The sequence below is a fragment of the Pontibacillus halophilus JSM 076056 = DSM 19796 genome (genome assembly GCF_000425205.1).
In the GTDB taxonomy this organism is placed as follows: domain Bacteria; phylum Bacillota; class Bacilli; order Bacillales; family BH030062; genus Pontibacillus_A; species Pontibacillus_A halophilus.
Window position 1 is genome coordinate 101,020 of the sequence record NZ_AULI01000010.1, and the last position, 15,480, is coordinate 116,499.

The 15,480-nt window shown below is 43.2% G+C and carries 18 protein-coding genes; 1 reads left to right on the plus strand and 17 read right to left on the minus strand.

Annotation, left to right across the window (positions count from 1 at the left end):
* Positions 1 to 64: 64 nt before the first annotated feature.
* The 6 genes from H513_RS0111260 to H513_RS0111290 form a co-directional block, all read right to left on the minus strand.
* Positions 65 to 523, minus strand: a complete 459-nt coding sequence (locus H513_RS0111260; RefSeq protein WP_026800847.1) for a hypothetical protein — start codon at positions 521 to 523, stop codon at positions 65 to 67.
* A gap of 353 nt (positions 524 to 876) precedes the next feature.
* On the minus strand, positions 877 to 1,110 hold the full coding sequence (locus H513_RS0111270; RefSeq protein ID WP_154655233.1) for a hypothetical protein: 234 nt from the start codon (positions 1,108 to 1,110) through the stop codon (positions 877 to 879).
* Positions 1,111 to 1,129: 19 nt separating this feature from the next.
* The gene (locus H513_RS20100) at positions 1,130 to 1,705 is read right to left on the minus strand and encodes a hypothetical protein (protein ID WP_036770006.1); all 576 of its coding nucleotides are present in this window, start codon (positions 1,703 to 1,705) and stop codon (positions 1,130 to 1,132) included.
* Positions 1,706 to 1,873: 168 nt separating this feature from the next.
* Positions 1,874 to 3,001 carry a M20/M25/M40 family metallo-hydrolase gene (locus tag H513_RS0111280; protein WP_026800849.1) on the minus strand — a complete coding sequence of 376 codons (1,128 nt, stop codon included), beginning with the start codon at positions 2,999 to 3,001 and terminating at the stop codon, positions 1,874 to 1,876.
* Positions 3,002 to 3,089: 88 nt separating this feature from the next.
* Complete coding sequence (locus H513_RS0111285) at positions 3,090 to 4,637, minus strand: acyl-CoA carboxylase subunit beta (RefSeq protein ID WP_026800850.1); 1,548 nt, start codon at positions 4,635 to 4,637, stop codon at positions 3,090 to 3,092.
* Positions 4,638 to 4,645: 8 nt separating this feature from the next.
* Positions 4,646 to 5,071 carry a VOC family protein gene (locus H513_RS0111290; RefSeq protein ID WP_161625300.1) on the minus strand — a complete coding sequence of 142 codons (426 nt, stop codon included), beginning with the start codon at positions 5,069 to 5,071 and terminating at the stop codon, positions 4,646 to 4,648.
* Positions 5,072 to 5,218: 147 nt separating this feature from the next.
* Between H513_RS0111290 and prli42 the strand changes: the two genes are divergently transcribed.
* A complete protein-coding gene (gene prli42, locus H513_RS21615) occupies positions 5,219 to 5,362 on the plus strand; it encodes a stressosome-associated protein Prli42 (RefSeq protein WP_154655234.1) in 144 nt (47 codons plus the stop codon).
* Between the two features lie 55 nt (positions 5,363 to 5,417).
* Here prli42 and H513_RS0111300 read toward each other — a convergent pair whose 3' ends face one another.
* The 11 genes from H513_RS0111300 to H513_RS0111350 all read right to left on the minus strand — a co-directional run bounded on the left by H513_RS0111300 (position 5,418) and on the right by H513_RS0111350 (position 15,441).
* Positions 5,418 to 6,899 carry an MDR family MFS transporter gene (locus H513_RS0111300; protein WP_026800852.1) on the minus strand — a complete coding sequence of 494 codons (1,482 nt, stop codon included), beginning with the start codon at positions 6,897 to 6,899 and terminating at the stop codon, positions 5,418 to 5,420.
* Positions 6,900 to 7,131: 232 nt separating this feature from the next.
* Complete coding sequence (locus tag H513_RS0111305) at positions 7,132 to 7,356, minus strand: hypothetical protein (protein ID WP_026800853.1); 225 nt, start codon at positions 7,354 to 7,356, stop codon at positions 7,132 to 7,134.
* Positions 7,357 to 7,667: 311 nt separating this feature from the next.
* Positions 7,668 to 8,105, minus strand: coding sequence for an NUDIX hydrolase (locus H513_RS0111310; protein ID WP_231572108.1), 438 nt, complete (start codon positions 8,103 to 8,105; stop codon positions 7,668 to 7,670).
* A 122-nt stretch (positions 8,106 to 8,227) separates the two neighbouring features.
* A complete protein-coding gene (locus H513_RS0111315) occupies positions 8,228 to 8,620 on the minus strand; it encodes a nuclear transport factor 2 family protein (protein WP_338049003.1) in 393 nt (130 codons plus the stop codon).
* Between the two features lie 219 nt (positions 8,621 to 8,839).
* The gene (locus H513_RS0111320; RefSeq protein ID WP_026800856.1) at positions 8,840 to 9,814 is read right to left on the minus strand and encodes a quinone oxidoreductase family protein; all 975 of its coding nucleotides are present in this window, start codon (positions 9,812 to 9,814) and stop codon (positions 8,840 to 8,842) included.
* A gap of 10 nt (positions 9,815 to 9,824) precedes the next feature.
* Complete coding sequence (locus H513_RS0111325; RefSeq protein ID WP_026800857.1) at positions 9,825 to 10,610, minus strand: enoyl-CoA hydratase/isomerase family protein; 786 nt, start codon at positions 10,608 to 10,610, stop codon at positions 9,825 to 9,827.
* Positions 10,611 to 10,624: 14 nt separating this feature from the next.
* Positions 10,625 to 12,361, minus strand: coding sequence for an acyl-CoA dehydrogenase family protein (locus H513_RS0111330; protein ID WP_026800858.1), 1,737 nt, complete (start codon positions 12,359 to 12,361; stop codon positions 10,625 to 10,627).
* Positions 12,306 to 13,085, minus strand: a complete 780-nt coding sequence (locus H513_RS20105) for a 2-phosphosulfolactate phosphatase (RefSeq protein ID WP_051239915.1) — start codon at positions 13,083 to 13,085, stop codon at positions 12,306 to 12,308. Before H513_RS20105 ends, H513_RS0111330 begins: the two co-directional genes overlap by 56 nt.
* Positions 13,085 to 14,140, minus strand: a complete 1,056-nt coding sequence (locus H513_RS0111340; RefSeq protein WP_026800859.1) for a phosphotransferase family protein — start codon at positions 14,138 to 14,140, stop codon at positions 13,085 to 13,087. Before H513_RS0111340 ends, H513_RS20105 begins: the two co-directional genes overlap by 1 nt.
* A complete protein-coding gene (locus H513_RS0111345) occupies positions 14,140 to 14,550 on the minus strand; it encodes an acyl-CoA thioesterase (RefSeq protein WP_026800860.1) in 411 nt (136 codons plus the stop codon). The genes H513_RS0111340 and H513_RS0111345 overlap by 1 nt, the downstream gene beginning before the upstream one ends.
* A gap of 12 nt (positions 14,551 to 14,562) precedes the next feature.
* Entirely contained in the window at positions 14,563 to 15,441 is an 879-nt protein-coding gene (locus tag H513_RS0111350) for a 3-hydroxyacyl-CoA dehydrogenase family protein (protein WP_026800861.1), read from the minus strand.
* Positions 15,442 to 15,480 lie beyond the last annotated feature (39 nt).

The following is a 15,480-nucleotide window of genomic DNA, read 5'->3' on the forward strand; positions in this document are numbered from 1 at the left end:
ACACACCTGCATATACACGAAAGGGACGCGCTACACGTCGTAGCACGTCCCTTTCATTCGTTCATTACTCTGTTGCATTTACCACAATGTCGCCGGCTTTTTCCCCATTTATATAAATAAATAGTTTCCATAGCCCTTGTTCAGGCAGCACCATGCGAGAGCTGCCATCGAGATTGTCGTCCATAAGAAGTGTTACCTTCTCACCTGTTTCCTGACTTAAGCCGACTACTTTATCCACATCTGTTCCAACTGACGCGGACCATGTGTTCCAGTCAACTGTAACGATTTCGTGAGCCTTCATTGTTGGTGTTGCGTTTACCAACTCAACATCTCCTGCAGAAAGCTCCATCCCAAATTCACCTTTTTCGCCTACAAACTGAGCTAGGCTTGTCGTACCGTCTTCACGTGTCACGTTCTCCGTGAACGGTTGGGATTTCTCCCAAACGTCGTTAACAGCACTCGTGCTCGTAGCCCCTCCAATTAACGCAACTATTAATAACCCGATAATCGTTACAAATCGCATGTGGGTCATCTCCTTCATAAATAATAGGGCCAGAAACGAATAAAATATGATTTTATGATTTCTGTGCCCTCATCATATACCTTATAAATCACACCTTTCAATAGTTTTACCCACATCCAAATAAAAAACATTATACATTTCATACTGTATAAAAAGGGTTGATTAACAGGAGTGTTTGAAGCGTTCAAACAGGCCAAACCCCCTGTCATAGCAGTGTAGATTGAGTTTAACAAATATTTTCTTGAGGGAGTAATAGGTAAGGGGATAGGTTCTTGTGTAGAGGGAATTCGGTGAAAATCCTTAAACTTAAAAGATATATAAATATAATGATAAGCTATGTAAAAGCCTCCCCTTTACATCAGCTTGGTATGGGAGGAAGCTTTCAGCCCTTCACGATTGAAGGGAGGCGTTAAGTGAAAGAGACTCCCTTTCGCCTTTTTTCTTTCTCGTTTCATAGCCCGATGGTAAACAAAATTAAATTTACTCTTCGCTATTCTTCGATTTGCGATTGTCTCTGACTTGTCATCCATTACATGCATGTACGCATGTAACAACTTCTCTTCATCTGGTGTCAAGCGTACGTTCATAAGCAACCTCACTTTGGTATTAAGAAGATTTACGTTCATAATCTCGGTTCAGTCTAAATGTAACTCCTCTTGCCCTTAATGGTGTACACTCTCGATGTTGTAGCTGTTCCCGATAATCAATAATCGATCTTTCTAGTGCGGCACGTTGAAAGCGTTGGATATAAGATAATCCCGCAAAGCCGGCTAACAAAGAGGTCACAATGACTGACAAATCGTTGTCGGTACCCGTTAGCGCAATGGCACATTTAGCTAAGATTCCGGCACCTACTCCAATAATTAAATCTCCTACAATCCCAAGCTCAAACATGATAGGGTCGGTATGCTTATTCTCACCAAAGCGGAGTCCAAATAAGAACAGTAAAAAGCAGCAACTTGCCTTAACAACCGTGGAAATCTGAAGCCTCACCTTTTCTCTACCGGTTGCATTTGATTTCCTTAATTTCTTGAAACTCTTACATTTGTAGTCGATACTAATGATCGGCAGCTGTACACATTCATTCCTCTTGTAATGTCCAATCAAAGCACCAATCAAACTCATCACAATAGCCAACTGAAACGTCTGCCACAAATCCACGATTGTCCTAAACTCTTCCATATCATCACCCTTCTCTAATGGTATACTATAACTATATGATATTTCAGAATTTTTACAATATTTGTTACAAAAATCACATCGAAGGACCGAGCACACGTTTGGGTTATCTAGGACAAATGCTCTAAAAAAAAGGCCTAGTAGGACTCATGCCCTTCTAGACCCTTTCTTTTATTTAGCCGCTTCTTGAACAATCGCTGTAACCATTTCTGCGGTTTTCACGAGTTCTTCAACTGGCATCTTCTCATTGGTCGTATGAATCTCTTCATATCCAACACAAAGATTCACTGTAGGAATCCCATGACCTGCAATTACGTTCGCATCACTGCCTCCACCACTTTGAAGAAGTTCTGTCGTACGTCCAATTGCACTTGCTGCGCGCTTCGCCACTTCTACGACATGCTCTCCGTCTTCGTGTTTAAAGCCTGGGTACATCACCTGCACATCTACCTCAACCGTGCCGCCCATTTCTGATGCTGTTTCTTCTAAAGCACGACGCATTTTCTCAACTTGCGCTTCCATTTTCTCTGGTACGAGGGAACGAGCCTCTGCTAGTAGCTCAACTTGATCGATTACGATATTCGTCTGGGCTCCGCCACCTTGGAAGCGTCCGATGTTAGCAGTTGTCTCGTCATCGATACGACCTAGCGGCATTTTAGCTACTGCTCTAGCTGCTAATGTGATTGCAGAAATGCCTTTCTCAGGAGCTACACCTGCGTGAGCCGTCTTTCCTGTGATTACGGCTTTCACTTTAGCCTGTGTAGGTGCCGCTACGACGATGTTGCCGACCTTTCCATCACTATCAAGCGCATATCCATATTTCGCAATGATGGAATCTCGCTCTAGCGCCTTAGCTCCTACTAAACCGGATTCTTCACCAACCGTAATAATAAATTGAATGTCGCCATGTTCAACATTATTCTCATTCAATACCTTAATGGCCTCAAACATTGCAGCAAGACCTGCTTTATCATCGGCACCAAGAATCGTCGTCCCATCTGTCACGACGTATCCATCTTCTACTCGTGGGTTTACGCCATTCCCTGGCACAACTGTATCCATGTGGGAGGTGAAATAGATAGGTTCAACCCCTTCTTTCGTACCTTTCATTGTACAAATTAAGTTGTTGGCCCCGTGACCTGTTATTTCTTTCGCGTTGTCTTCTTTTACCTCTACTCCTAAATCGGAGAATTTCTTCTTTAATACTTCTGCAATTTTAGATTCCTGCTTTGTCTCAGAATCCACTTGAACAAGTTCAAGAAACTCTTCCAATAGGCGTTCGCGGTTTACTTGTAGCATTGTATGTAGCCTCCTTGTCTATGTATCCTATATAATCAGGTATACTAGTACGTTAGCGAAAGCCAAGCTTCCTGTCAATTGTTCGAGATTACAACGGGATATTCCCATGATTTCTCTTTATGTTCTTGCAGCCCTTTCCACCTAGCATTTCGAGTGACCGGAGGAGGTGAATTCTTGTTTCTCGAGGATCAATCACATCATCAACCATCCCTAGTCCTGCTGCAACATAAGGATTGGCGAACCTTTCTTTGTAGGCTTTACGCTTCTCTCTCCTCGCAGCGTCCGGGTCGTCATTTCCTTCAATCTCTTTATGGAATAGAATATTCGCTGCTCCTTCATCTCCCATTACAGCAATTTCAGCTGAGGGCCAAGCAAAGACGACATCTGCTCCGAGAGCTTTACTATTCAGTGCCACATATGCTCCGCCATATGCTTTCCTAAGAATCACTGTTACTTTCGGCACGTCTGCCTCCGCATAAGCATATAAGACTTTCGCTCCGTGGCGGATAATCCCATGATGTTCCTCTTGGACGCCTGGAAAGAACCCTGTCACATCCACAAGCGTGATGATGGGAACGGAGAAGGAGTTGCAAAGGCGTACGAACCGAGCAATCTTGTCGCACGCATCAATATCGAGACTCCCAGCTAAGTATTTGGGCTGATTTGCAATGATACCGATTGCTCGGTCCCCTATCCTCCCGAACCCGACTACTGCGTTTCTCGCAAAGTGAGCGTGGATTTCTGTGAAACTGTCTTCATCAACGATTTCTCGAATAACAGCTTTCATGTCATACGGCTTCTCGCCTTGGTCAGGAAGTAGGTCTACCAATGAATCCCTGTAGTGTTGTTCCCCTTGCCATTCAAGATTACCTTCTTGGTCTTTACTACTATTTAAATAGCCGAGCAACTGTCGCACAAGTGCTAATGCCTCTTCTTCCGTCCTCGCTATAAGATGAGCGTTTCCACTCTTCTCATTATGAACCCGTGCTCCACCCAATTCCTCCGCTGTAATCCTTTCACCTGTAATAGACTCAATTACCTTAGGTCCAGTAATAAACATTTGTGATATTTCTTCCACCATAATAACGACATCCGTCAACGCAGGAGAGTAAACAGCTCCTCCAGCACAAGGTCCCATGATGACAGAAATTTGTGGGATTCTTCCTGAATACTTCATGTTGCGATAGAAGATTTCACCATACCCATTAAGTGCGGCTACCCCTTCTTGGATACGCGCACCAGCTGAATCATTCAGTCCGATGATGGGAGCGTCATTCTTAGCAGCTAAGTCCATCATATTTAGTATCTTTTTCGCATGCATCTCTCCTAAAGACCCACCCATTACAGTAAAATCGTGGGCAAATACATATACTCTCTGTCCATTGATTGTTCCCGTTCCAGTGACAACTCCTTCTCCAGGAGCCTCCGCCTCTTCCATGCCAAAGTAATGACACCGATGTTCCATATATGGATTTGTTTCCAAGAAGGAATCATCATCAAGAAGAGTATGAAGACGTTCCCGCGCTGTCAATTTTCCTTTTTGACGTTGTTTCTCTAGTCGTTCAATTCCCCCGCCCATTTCCACCTTTGTTCGTCTGTCATACATCTCGTTGATCTTGTCGTAGATGTCCATCAATCGTCCTCCTACAAGTTAGATTGACACAATTCGAAGAGCACACCATGTGCTACACCAGGGTGTAGAAATGCGATTTCCTTCTCCTTAGCTCCTTTCATACTCTTTCCTCCAATAACATGAATATCCATAGCCTTTAACTTCTCAAGCCTATTCGTCAAGTCAGGTACATCCAACGCTAAATGGTGAAGACCCTCTCCTCTTCTCTTTAAGAATTGAAACACAGCACCTGATGTCCCTATGGGCTCTAGAAGTTCTATGACACATCCACCTACATGTATAAATGCTACTCGTACATGCTGAGTGGCAATCTCTTCAATGCAATCTGGACGAAAGTCGAACATCTTCTCATAGGTGGTAAGAGCCTCCTTTAAATCATTAACAGCAATGCCGATATGCGCAATCTTCATACCATCAAGATTCTTATTCACAGCCATCACCATCCACCTTAATCTTATTCTTATATGTATATGAATACGGCCAAATACCACGACTAAAAGTTGATAAGAAACTTACAAGACTGCTTGTCTAAACCTCTAAATAGAGTTACAATGAGCATAATAATTGTGAAGGAGGACGTCACTATGGCAACAAAGGCCACAAATCAACAATCTACGGCTCCTAAACGTTCGAAACGCGAAAAACGCCAGCGCTTTATCATTTATCTAATGATTGCGACAATGGCACTTACATCCTTACTCGCAGGTGCAGGGATGTTCATCCAATAAAATAAATGCAAACAAAAAAGAGGAACTTCCCATTGAAGTTCCTCTTTTCTTTCGCTTATTCATTTACAGCTCTATCAGACTGCGTATGTTCTTCTTCAGGTTTGGCTCGCTTCATAAACAAGGAAAGCACGAAAGCGATTAGTGCAATTCCAAATATAATCAAATATACGGAATGAACGCCTGATACAATTCCATTTATTTGGGCATTTGGATCTTGTGCGTTAGCAGATACATAACTTGCTTGCCTTGCACTTAAGATGCTGACGAATACCGAAACCCCAATTGCACCTGCTACAGGCTGCAAGGTGTTCATTATCGCTGTTCCATGTGGATACAACCGCTTCGGCAACTGATTTAGACCGTTCGTTTGGGCTGGCATCATAATAGCTGAAATGGATAGCATTAATCCCATATAACACGCGACGATTAGTGCAATTGGCGTGTCCGTACCAATTGTACTTAACGTAAGCATCGTTATAGAAAGTAGCAATGTAGCTGGGATAATTAACTTTCTAGGTCCATATTTATCAAATAATTTACCCATCACTGGTGACATTAGTCCATTCAAGAGACTCCCCGGTAACAAGATAAGTCCAGCCGCAGCAGGAGCAAGCAATAACGCATCCTGCATATACATTGGCATGATGATCTCAGAAGAGAACATGGACATGATAATAATGAGAAAGAGCCCTACTGCTACACTAAACATTGGATAACGGAACACGCGGACGTCAAGCAGCGGTTCATCCAACTTCAACTGTCGGATTGTAAATAGAACGAGGGAGACAACCCCAATTAGTAACGTTCCGTACACGCTTGGATCTAGAAATCCGCTTTCCCCTTCTCCAGCTAGGCTAAATCCTAATACAATTCCACCAAATCCAATTGAAGAGAGAAAGATTGACAATATATCAATCTTTGGCTTCGTCACTTCTCCTACATTCCGAAGATACTTCCAACCAAATAAAATAGAGAAGAGTGCAAATGGGATAACTGTAATAAAGAGGTATCTCCAACCGAGGTACTCCACAATCACACCTGATAGGGTCGGGCCAATGGCTGGTGCGAACATAATGACAAGCCCTACCGTTCCCATTACTGAACCACGTCGCTCTGGTGGGAAGATGAGTAAGAACGTGTTAAAGATGATTGGCAGCAATACCCCAGTACCCGCTGCTTGAAGGATTCTTCCTAGAAGCAACACGCTAAACGAAGGAGCTACTGCACTAATCACAGTCCCCACAGTGAACACGGTCATCGTCCCAATAAACATCTTTCTTGTTGAGAACCATTGTAGCAACAAGGCCGAGATTGGTGTAAGAATCCCCATCACTAACATAAAGCTTGTCGCCATCCACTGAACGGTTGTTCGTTCTAGACTGAATACGTCCATTAACGTAGTCAACGCAATGTTTAATAACGTTTCGTTTAGAATAGCAAAGAAAGCACCAATGATCAGCGAGATTACGACCGGCTTAGCGTTAAAATTCGGATCATCTGCTAAAAATTCATACTTTGATGATGTATTTTCTTCCATTAATTATTCTCCTTTTTTCCATACATACAAATTAAAGCAACAGTTTCTATCCTACTATAGTTGAACGGAAATACAAAAGAAATACACACTAATGAAACTTTACAAAAGCCATAAAAGAACCCCCCTCAAGACAAGGGGGGTGATTCTACATTTGGAATCGAATACTGCTCTTAGAGCAAACGAGGAGATTACTCTTAAAACAAAAAAAGCACCGGCTCTTTGCCAGCGCTCATTAATTCACGAATTGCTCATTCCATTTCTTCAAATCTTCTTCTGAAATCCAAAGGTATTCGTTTATATTCCGATTCTGTCCTCTGACTTTATATGCAATAGAAGCAACTCCAGCTTCTTTAATAATTACTCGAATGTCTTCCACCTGTACTGGCATCATACCGTCTTGCGTAGGAATCACAGCTTCGTGACCAACATTAAAACGTGTATTTACGATTGATCTCATGAGTATCTCTCCCTTTCTTAATTAAATTCGTACGAAATGGCATGCCCGCCTTTACAAAAATTTAAAATAAAATTTACAAAACATTTACGTTATATTAATATTACCACAACATTTGGGTTATGTCACTAAAATGAGCGTGTATTTGTTTAAATAGTCAGATAATTAACCTGTTAAAATATGTCCCTTGTATTCGTATGCAGAATCGCAACTTGTTTATACATATAAAAAACGCTTGGAAATTACCCAAGCGTTTTACAATATATCTGTTCCCTAGTATCTACTCTTATATCGTTAGACAAAGAAGAGATGGCCTATCGAATAAAGGGTCCCTTCGAGCGCTGCATCAAATCTGCAAATTCCTGAGATTGATTCTGCCAGACTGGAGGAAGATCCGAAATTGGGAAGAACTGAACATCTAGAGATTCCTCTTTATCTACACGGATTTCACCTTGGAAGTCTCTGCATGTAAAGATTAGCTTGACCAATTGGACTTGGTCCCCATTCGGGAGTGTACGTTGTTGCGTTTCACCAGAGTAGATACCAAGGAGTTCTAAACTCCCTAATTGTAATCCTGTCTCTTCATATACTTCTCGTCGTGCCCCCTCTTGAACACTCTCCCCCATTTCGAGGTACCCACCAGGGAGCCCCCATACTTCATGATCAGATCTTAGTTGTAGAAGCACTTCTTCACTTTCATTAATAACGAATACACCTGCTACTACCATAATCACGCGTTCATTTCCTATCATGTTTCGTAAATACGTTATGTAATCCATTCCATGACACCTCCGTTAGTTTCATCGTAACGAAGTTTCCAAGAAATAAAAAGGAGATTTCTTTTAGACTTCTCCTAGACTAAACGAGTCTATCTTTAATCTTCCAATTCTATGTATTCACGTAGTAACTTTAAACCTTGGTCTTCTACACGCCATACGAACATGCATAACGCCGTATGTGGATGGCCATTGATTGTGTTCGTTTCTCTTCCAATTGTAACGTACTCCTGTCCATTTCCTCTTTCTGTAATTGTATATGGTTCAAAGCTTTTCTTGGCGTTATTCATCTGATTTAAGACTGCGTCCAAATTGTAATGATACCGATATGGTTCAGGTTCATCATCTCCTGCATGAGACCAATACCCAACAAAGTCTTCAGACATATAGCTCCGAATGGATTGGCTATCTTTAGTCGCCATTGCTTCATTCCAGGCTTGAAAGTATTCTTGTAGGGTTTCATATAAGTCTTGTATACAGATCCCTCCTATTGCTTATGCGCTTCTCACCATGAACTGGGAAGTAGACAGAGGACTACGTGTTAGTTGCAGGAAGCTAAGAAGCATCGTAGTCCCCTTCATCCCCTTATCCAGTTGGAGAATGTAGAAAGAAATTTATTTCTAAGAGTATTTTGTCTCCAACACAGGTTGAGTTGCTACTCTTGTATCCTGTGGTATTGTTAGGCTATTAAATCAACGATTCGCTATATATTATGGTTTTAACACTAGTTTTCCAGTTGTTCTTCGGCCTTGAAGGAGTTGATGAACGTTGCGAGCATCTTCTAAGGCATACACCCCGCCTATTTTTAATTGCAGCTTTCCTTCATTGAGGTATCGAAGTAGTTCTTCTAAGCTGTTCCGGAAAAGGTCTGGTTTTTTCATGATTTGCGGCAGGAAGAAGCCAATTACAGAAAGGTTCCGGTTCATAAGACCTGCTGGATACATTTGGGCGGGTTCTCCGCTCGCAACACCAAAGACTACAACGCGGCCAAATGACCTCATACATTTGATGGTTTCATTGAAGATGTCTCCCCCGACCATCTCAAGCGCAACGTCTACCCCTTTCCCATCAGTCGCTTGCATCACTTGTTCCTGCCAGTCATCATCCGTATAATTGATGCCAACATCCGCACCTAGTTCTTTCGCTAGGTCTAGTTTCTCACTTGTACTAGCCGTTGCGATGATCTTCCCTGCTCCAAATTGTTTGGCAAGCTGCACCGCAATCGTCCCTACGCCCCCTGCTGCAGCGTGAATAAGGACAGTTTCTCCGACCTGCATTTGCCCCATTGTCTTCAAAATGTGATAAGCTGTTAGTCCTTGTAAAGGAAGCGCAACAGCGATTTCATCCGATACTCCATCCGGAATTGGAATAAGCGTTTGCTCGTGGGTGGTTACGTATTCTGAATATCCTCCAGAAGAAATGAGCGTGACCACTCGGTCGCCTTTCTTAAATGAACCTACGTTCGTACCCGTTTCCTCTACAACACCTGCTACTTCTGCTCCAGGAACAAATGGCAATGGCGTCGGTACTACGTATGCGCCTTCTCTTCTTGCAGTATCCGCATAGTTGACCCCAATTGCTGTTACCTGAATCAATACCTCACCATCTTCTGGAACCGGCTTATCAAGCGTTGCCACTTCTAACACTTCTGGACCACCATACTCCTTGAACTGTATTCCTTTCATGTTATCCCTCCTATTGTCCTGTGAATTGTGGTTTTCGTTTCTCGGCGAAGGCAGCAATGCCCTCTTGATGGTCTTCTGTCGAAACCATAAGCGTTTGGCTAATTCGTTCCTGCTCAAGGATGGTCGCCAAATCCTGAGTGTCTGCAGCATGGACCACTTTCTTCATCATTCCAAATGCCTGAACTGGTCCAGTAGCTAGTCTTTCTGCGTAAGATTGAACCGCTGTTTCAAGCTCCTCTAAAGGAACTGTCTTCGTCACAATCCCTAATTCTAAAGCTCTGGAAGCCTTGATTGGCTCTGCACTAAATAGCAATTCCTTTGTACGATAAGGTCCGAGTAGTTTGGTTAGAAAGTAAGTCCCACCACCATCGGATATAAGTCCCACTTGCGAGAAGCTTAATACGAACTGACTATCTTCTGCACAGAGAATCTGATCACATGCTAGAGCTAAATTAAAGCCTGCGCCCGCTGCGAACCCATGTACTCCTGCAATCACTGGTTTTGTTAGGTTTCGAATGGTGAGAATTGTCTCATTTAATAATCCAACATGGTCATAGACATCCTTTGGTGTGCCTGTTCCCATCGTTTTCACATCGCCACCGGCCGTAAATGCTCGGCCTGCTCCTGATAGGACCACAACCTTTATATGTTCTTCTTGGTCTGCATAGTTTAATGCATCTTTCAAACCTTGAAGCATGTCATGACTAAAGGCATTTAAACGATCTGGGCGATTTAATACACAAGTTAATAAAGGCCCCTTCTCCATAACTGTTATATGATCATTTCCAAGATTCACAATTCATCTCCCCTTTACACAAGATAGGTATTTGAAGTAAGCATGGCATCTGCGATTCGGCGGTTACGTGATACAGATTGTTCATATTGAAGAAGTGCTTGCACAGATGAAATTGAAGCAAGGGTTTCCGTACGCACATCTCCCGTCGTCAGGTTGGAAGCTAACATTAAAGCAACACTGCCAGCTTCGAGACCAGCACGTTCTATATAGGATGTTGCCAAGTCTTGATGCAGCGTTTTCCCACTCTTCCTTGCTCTTACAACTGCTGATTCCGCAGCATAAGCCATAATAGCCAGGTCTGCTAATCCCATCATCGTCTCTTGCTCTTCCTGTAACTCCTGACCGAAAGCGGAATAGGCCGCGCCAGCACATACAAAGAACAAATCTTTCAATAACTGTACTCCTTGTTCTAACGAAGGCGCTTCGTTCGGTCGATGCATGTGCGTATGTGCTTCTTCAACCGCTTTTTGAAGGGGAAGTTCTCCTGATGCCGATTTCTTTAAGATGACGCCAGCAATGTGTAACCGGTTGATTTCATTCGTCCCTTCAAAAATTCGGTTAATTCGTGCATCCCGATACGCTTGTTCAATTGGGTACTCCTTTATGTACCCTGCTCCTCCATGAAGCTGGAGCGCTTCATCAACAACCTCATCTAATGTTTCTGAGCCAAACACTTTGCACATTGCGGATTCGAATGAGTGTTCATTCATTTTCTTCGCAACATCACGGCCAGATGTTTCATCCGTAACGTCTCTTAATACGGATTCAACATGACCGGCTGTCCGATACATAACAGACTCAGAAGCATACAATTTAGCAGCCATCTTGGCTACTTTTTGCTTTGTTCCATTAAATTGAGCAATAGAACGACCAAATTGCTTCCGCTCCTGAATGTGTGATAAACCCAACCCAAAGGAAAATTTGGCTGCGCCTGTTGTTGCCGCCCCTAAGTTAAATCGCCCGAGATTTAATACATTTAATGCAATGTGATGCCCCTTGCCGACTTCTCCTAACACATTCTCCTTCGGAACCTTACAATCCTCCATGATGACAGAACAAGTAGAGGAAGCTTTAATTCCCATTTTATCTTCTTCTGGTCCTACCGATAATCCTTCAAACCCCTTCTCCACGATAAAGGCTGTAAAGTGTTCTCCATCTACTTTGGCATACACGATAAACGTGTCGGAGAAAGAAGCATTCGTAATATAGATCTTGGTTCCATTTAATACATAGTGGTGACCCGTTTCATCCAACACAGCAGTCGTCTTAGCAGCAAGGGCATCACTACCTGCATCCGGTTCAGTGAGACAGTATGCTCCGATATATTCACCTGAAGCTAATTTCGGCAGGTACTTCGCTTTTTGTTCTTTAGTTCCGAAATACGTAATCGGTAGGCTTGCTATGCATGTATGATTATTATGGGCAACTGAATATCCTCCCCCAGCACCTAGCGCTTCTCCCACAATCCCCTTACTCATCTTATCGAGGCCTAGTCCTCCATAACTTTCTGGAATACTGTGAGCCAATAGACCGAGTTCTCCAGCTTGCTTCATTAAGCTCTCCACTAAATCATAGTCTCCCGACTCGAGCCGCTCGCGCTCAGGATAAACGGCTTCTTCTAGAAAACGTCGTGCTGTCTTTGCCATCATTCTATGTTCATCGGTCTGGTCTTCCGGAGTGAAGATGGCGCTTTGGTCAATCTGACTCGTAAGGAATTGTCCACCTCTCACGATTTGCTCTACTGGATTCATCCTTTCCTACCTCCTCGATACGCCCTGTGTGTGTCCGATAAATCGGAACGACAGGACAACTGTTTTTATTTGCAACAAATTCAACATCACTTGCTAATCCATAATCCACTAACCATTTGCCTACCGTACTTGTTCTTAGAACGGTCTCAGCAGATGGACTGCCGTGATAGAAATAATAGGCAGCCAACGCTCGGTCGGTTAATGTCCACTCACCATGCTGCAAGAGTCTGTGAATCATACTGGCCGCACCGTAATAATCTTCAATTGCGAAGCGCTTGGTAGACCCTGCACAAATTAGACTAATCGAGTCGTTCACATGGTGAGAAACTAAATAATCGAGTATGGCCTGCTCATTTAAGAGAGATGCCACGTATACATACTTAGCTTGAGAGGCTCGACGAATGGCCACCGTTCCGTTAGTCGTCTTATAGAAGAGACGCTTGTTCTTTACGCTACTAGACAAGTAGATGGGAGTTGGAGATTGAAATCCTGGAATCGTATAACCCTGTTCTTCTCCGGCTAGCAAGTATGGTTCTTGACTCCCCTCCGCCATGCGAATCGCTTCACTTGCCGTTAAGGCTGGATAGACAGACAATGCTCCATGGTGAAATGCAGCTGTAATACTTGAAGTTGCGAACAGAACGTCGTATACGATAGCGACCTTTCCTTCTATATGGTGAGGTTCTAGCTCTTCTTTGGAGTGAATGATGTGAATCTTCCCCATTAAAGACCCGCCGTTTCTCTTGCCTGTTGCAACAAATGATTGACGAAGTGATTCATCCCTTTAAATCGCTTGTCGTTCGTCTGCCCTTGTCGATAGCGATAGTAGATTTGTTGAACAATCCCAGCAAGCTTAAAATAGGCAAATGTCATATAGAAATCCATTTGCGTTACATCACGCCCACTCTTTTCTGCGTATCGCTGCATAAATTGTTCCCTTGTGTAAAAGCCATCATAAGCTGATGTAATAGGCGGCTTGCCTAAACCATTCCTTAAATAAGGCGAGTCATTAGGCTCAATCCAGTAACTAAGTGCCACACCTAGATCCGCTAATGGATCACCAATTGTAGTCATCTCCCAATCAAATAACCCTACCATCTTCGTATAATCCTGTTCATCAAAGAGCGCATTATTCATCTTGTAATCGTAATGAATGAGTGCGCTGTTAGAATCACGAGGGATATGATGAACCAACCATTGTTTGACTCCCTCTCCTGACTCAACATCATCTGTTAATGCGCGGTCAAACCGCTTGATCCAACCATACACCTGCCGTTCCATAAATCCCTCTGGCTTGCCAATGTTTGCAAGATTACTAGACTGATACTCCAATGAATGCAGTTCGGCTAGTGTATCTACCATCGTCTCAGACAGTCTTTTCGCCATCGCTTCACTTGCATCCACACCTGTCGGGAACTCCGTGTCAAGCACCACTCCATACCGTCTCTCCATAATAAAGAAAGGCGCTCCTAGAAGATTTCCCTCTTCATATAGGATGGGCTTAGGTGCCTTATCGAAAATAGGGTGAACCGCTTGTAAAATCCGATATTCTCGCTCCATATCGTGAGCCTTTGGAGCCACTGGGCCCAATGGAGGCCTTCGTAGAACACCGACAAACTCCCCCATCTTAATTTCATAAGTTAAGTTCGAATGACCCGCACCAAATTGAGAGACCGTTAGCTCTCCATTTGCTTGTTCAATATGACGTTCGAGATAATCGTGTAAGGCTTTCTCATTCAATTCTTCTCCAGTTCGAACAGGGATTGTATCATAAGGCATTATAATCCCCCCTTAAGCTTTTGCATCTGGTACTTCTCTAAACTGGTACGCATCGACTCGTCCATTGGTTTACTCTTCTCAGTCTGAAAGTCGTATTGGATGACCACAGATTCTCCTCGAGCGATGTTCTCATCTGTTTCTTGGTCTTTGATATGTTGATGAAGATGGAAGCTACTGTTGCCAATTCTCGTTACGTACGTTTCAATCGCTAAGGATTGGCCAAAATACGCTTGTTTCAAGAAATCACATTTAACAGAGGCAAGGATGAAATTCCACTCTTCAGCTACCAGCTCAAGGTCGTGGAAGAAACGAATTCTCGCTTCTTCAAGGTACATAAAGAAATTCCGGTTGTTCACATGACCAAGCATATCGGTTTCACTGAAGCGAACAACCAAATTATGACGATGCATCTATATCCCCCCTTATGAATAAACCTTCTTTCCATCCTCATACGAGTAAAATCCCTTGCCAGTCTTTCGACCAAGCTCATTTGCTTCCATTTTATCTGCAAGCAACTGCGGGGGTTTGTCTTCTATGTTTCCTGTCTCGGCATATTGTTGTTGCATAACATAGTAGCCTACATCAATTCCAGACAAATCCATCAGTTCAAACGGCCCGAGCGGGTGGCTTAACGCTTTCTTCGTAATAATGTCTATGTCTTCAAAGCTAGCATATCCGCCCTGATAAAGACTCATCGCTTCTTTCTGTATAGCAAATAGAATCCGGTTCGCAATAAACCCTGAGATCTCTTTCTCTAACAATACTGCTGTACGGTTCATTGCTTTACATACATCCATTGTCGCTTCGATTGTCGAATCAGATGTATGCTCCCCTCTCACAACCTCAACACAGTCCATCACAAGAGCAGGGTAAAAGAAGTGCATATTGCATATGCGGTCCGCGCGTTCTGTTGCATCTGCAATTAAGGAGCTCACAATTGTAGAACTATTTGTAGCTAGAATCGCATGAGAAGGTGCAATCGAATCAAGCTGTTTAAACACATCCCGTTTCACGTCTAACTTCTCCACTACAGCTTCAATAATGAAGTCAGCCTCACAAGCAGCCTCCTCTATGCTCGTAGTAAACGTAAGCGCCTGAAAAGCCTCATCTCTTCGTTCACGACTAATCTTTTCTTTCGTTACCCATTTCTCCATTATGGATTGAAGTGTCGCCTTTGCTTGTTCTAGCGCATCTCCATTGACGTCTTGCAAGATAGTCTTATACCCTCCTAACGCTGATAGCATTGCAATCTGATGCCCCATAGAACCTGCCCCAACAACGGTTACATTACGAATTCCCATCCTTCTATCCCCTTTCATACTAACTGGTTAGTATGTTAC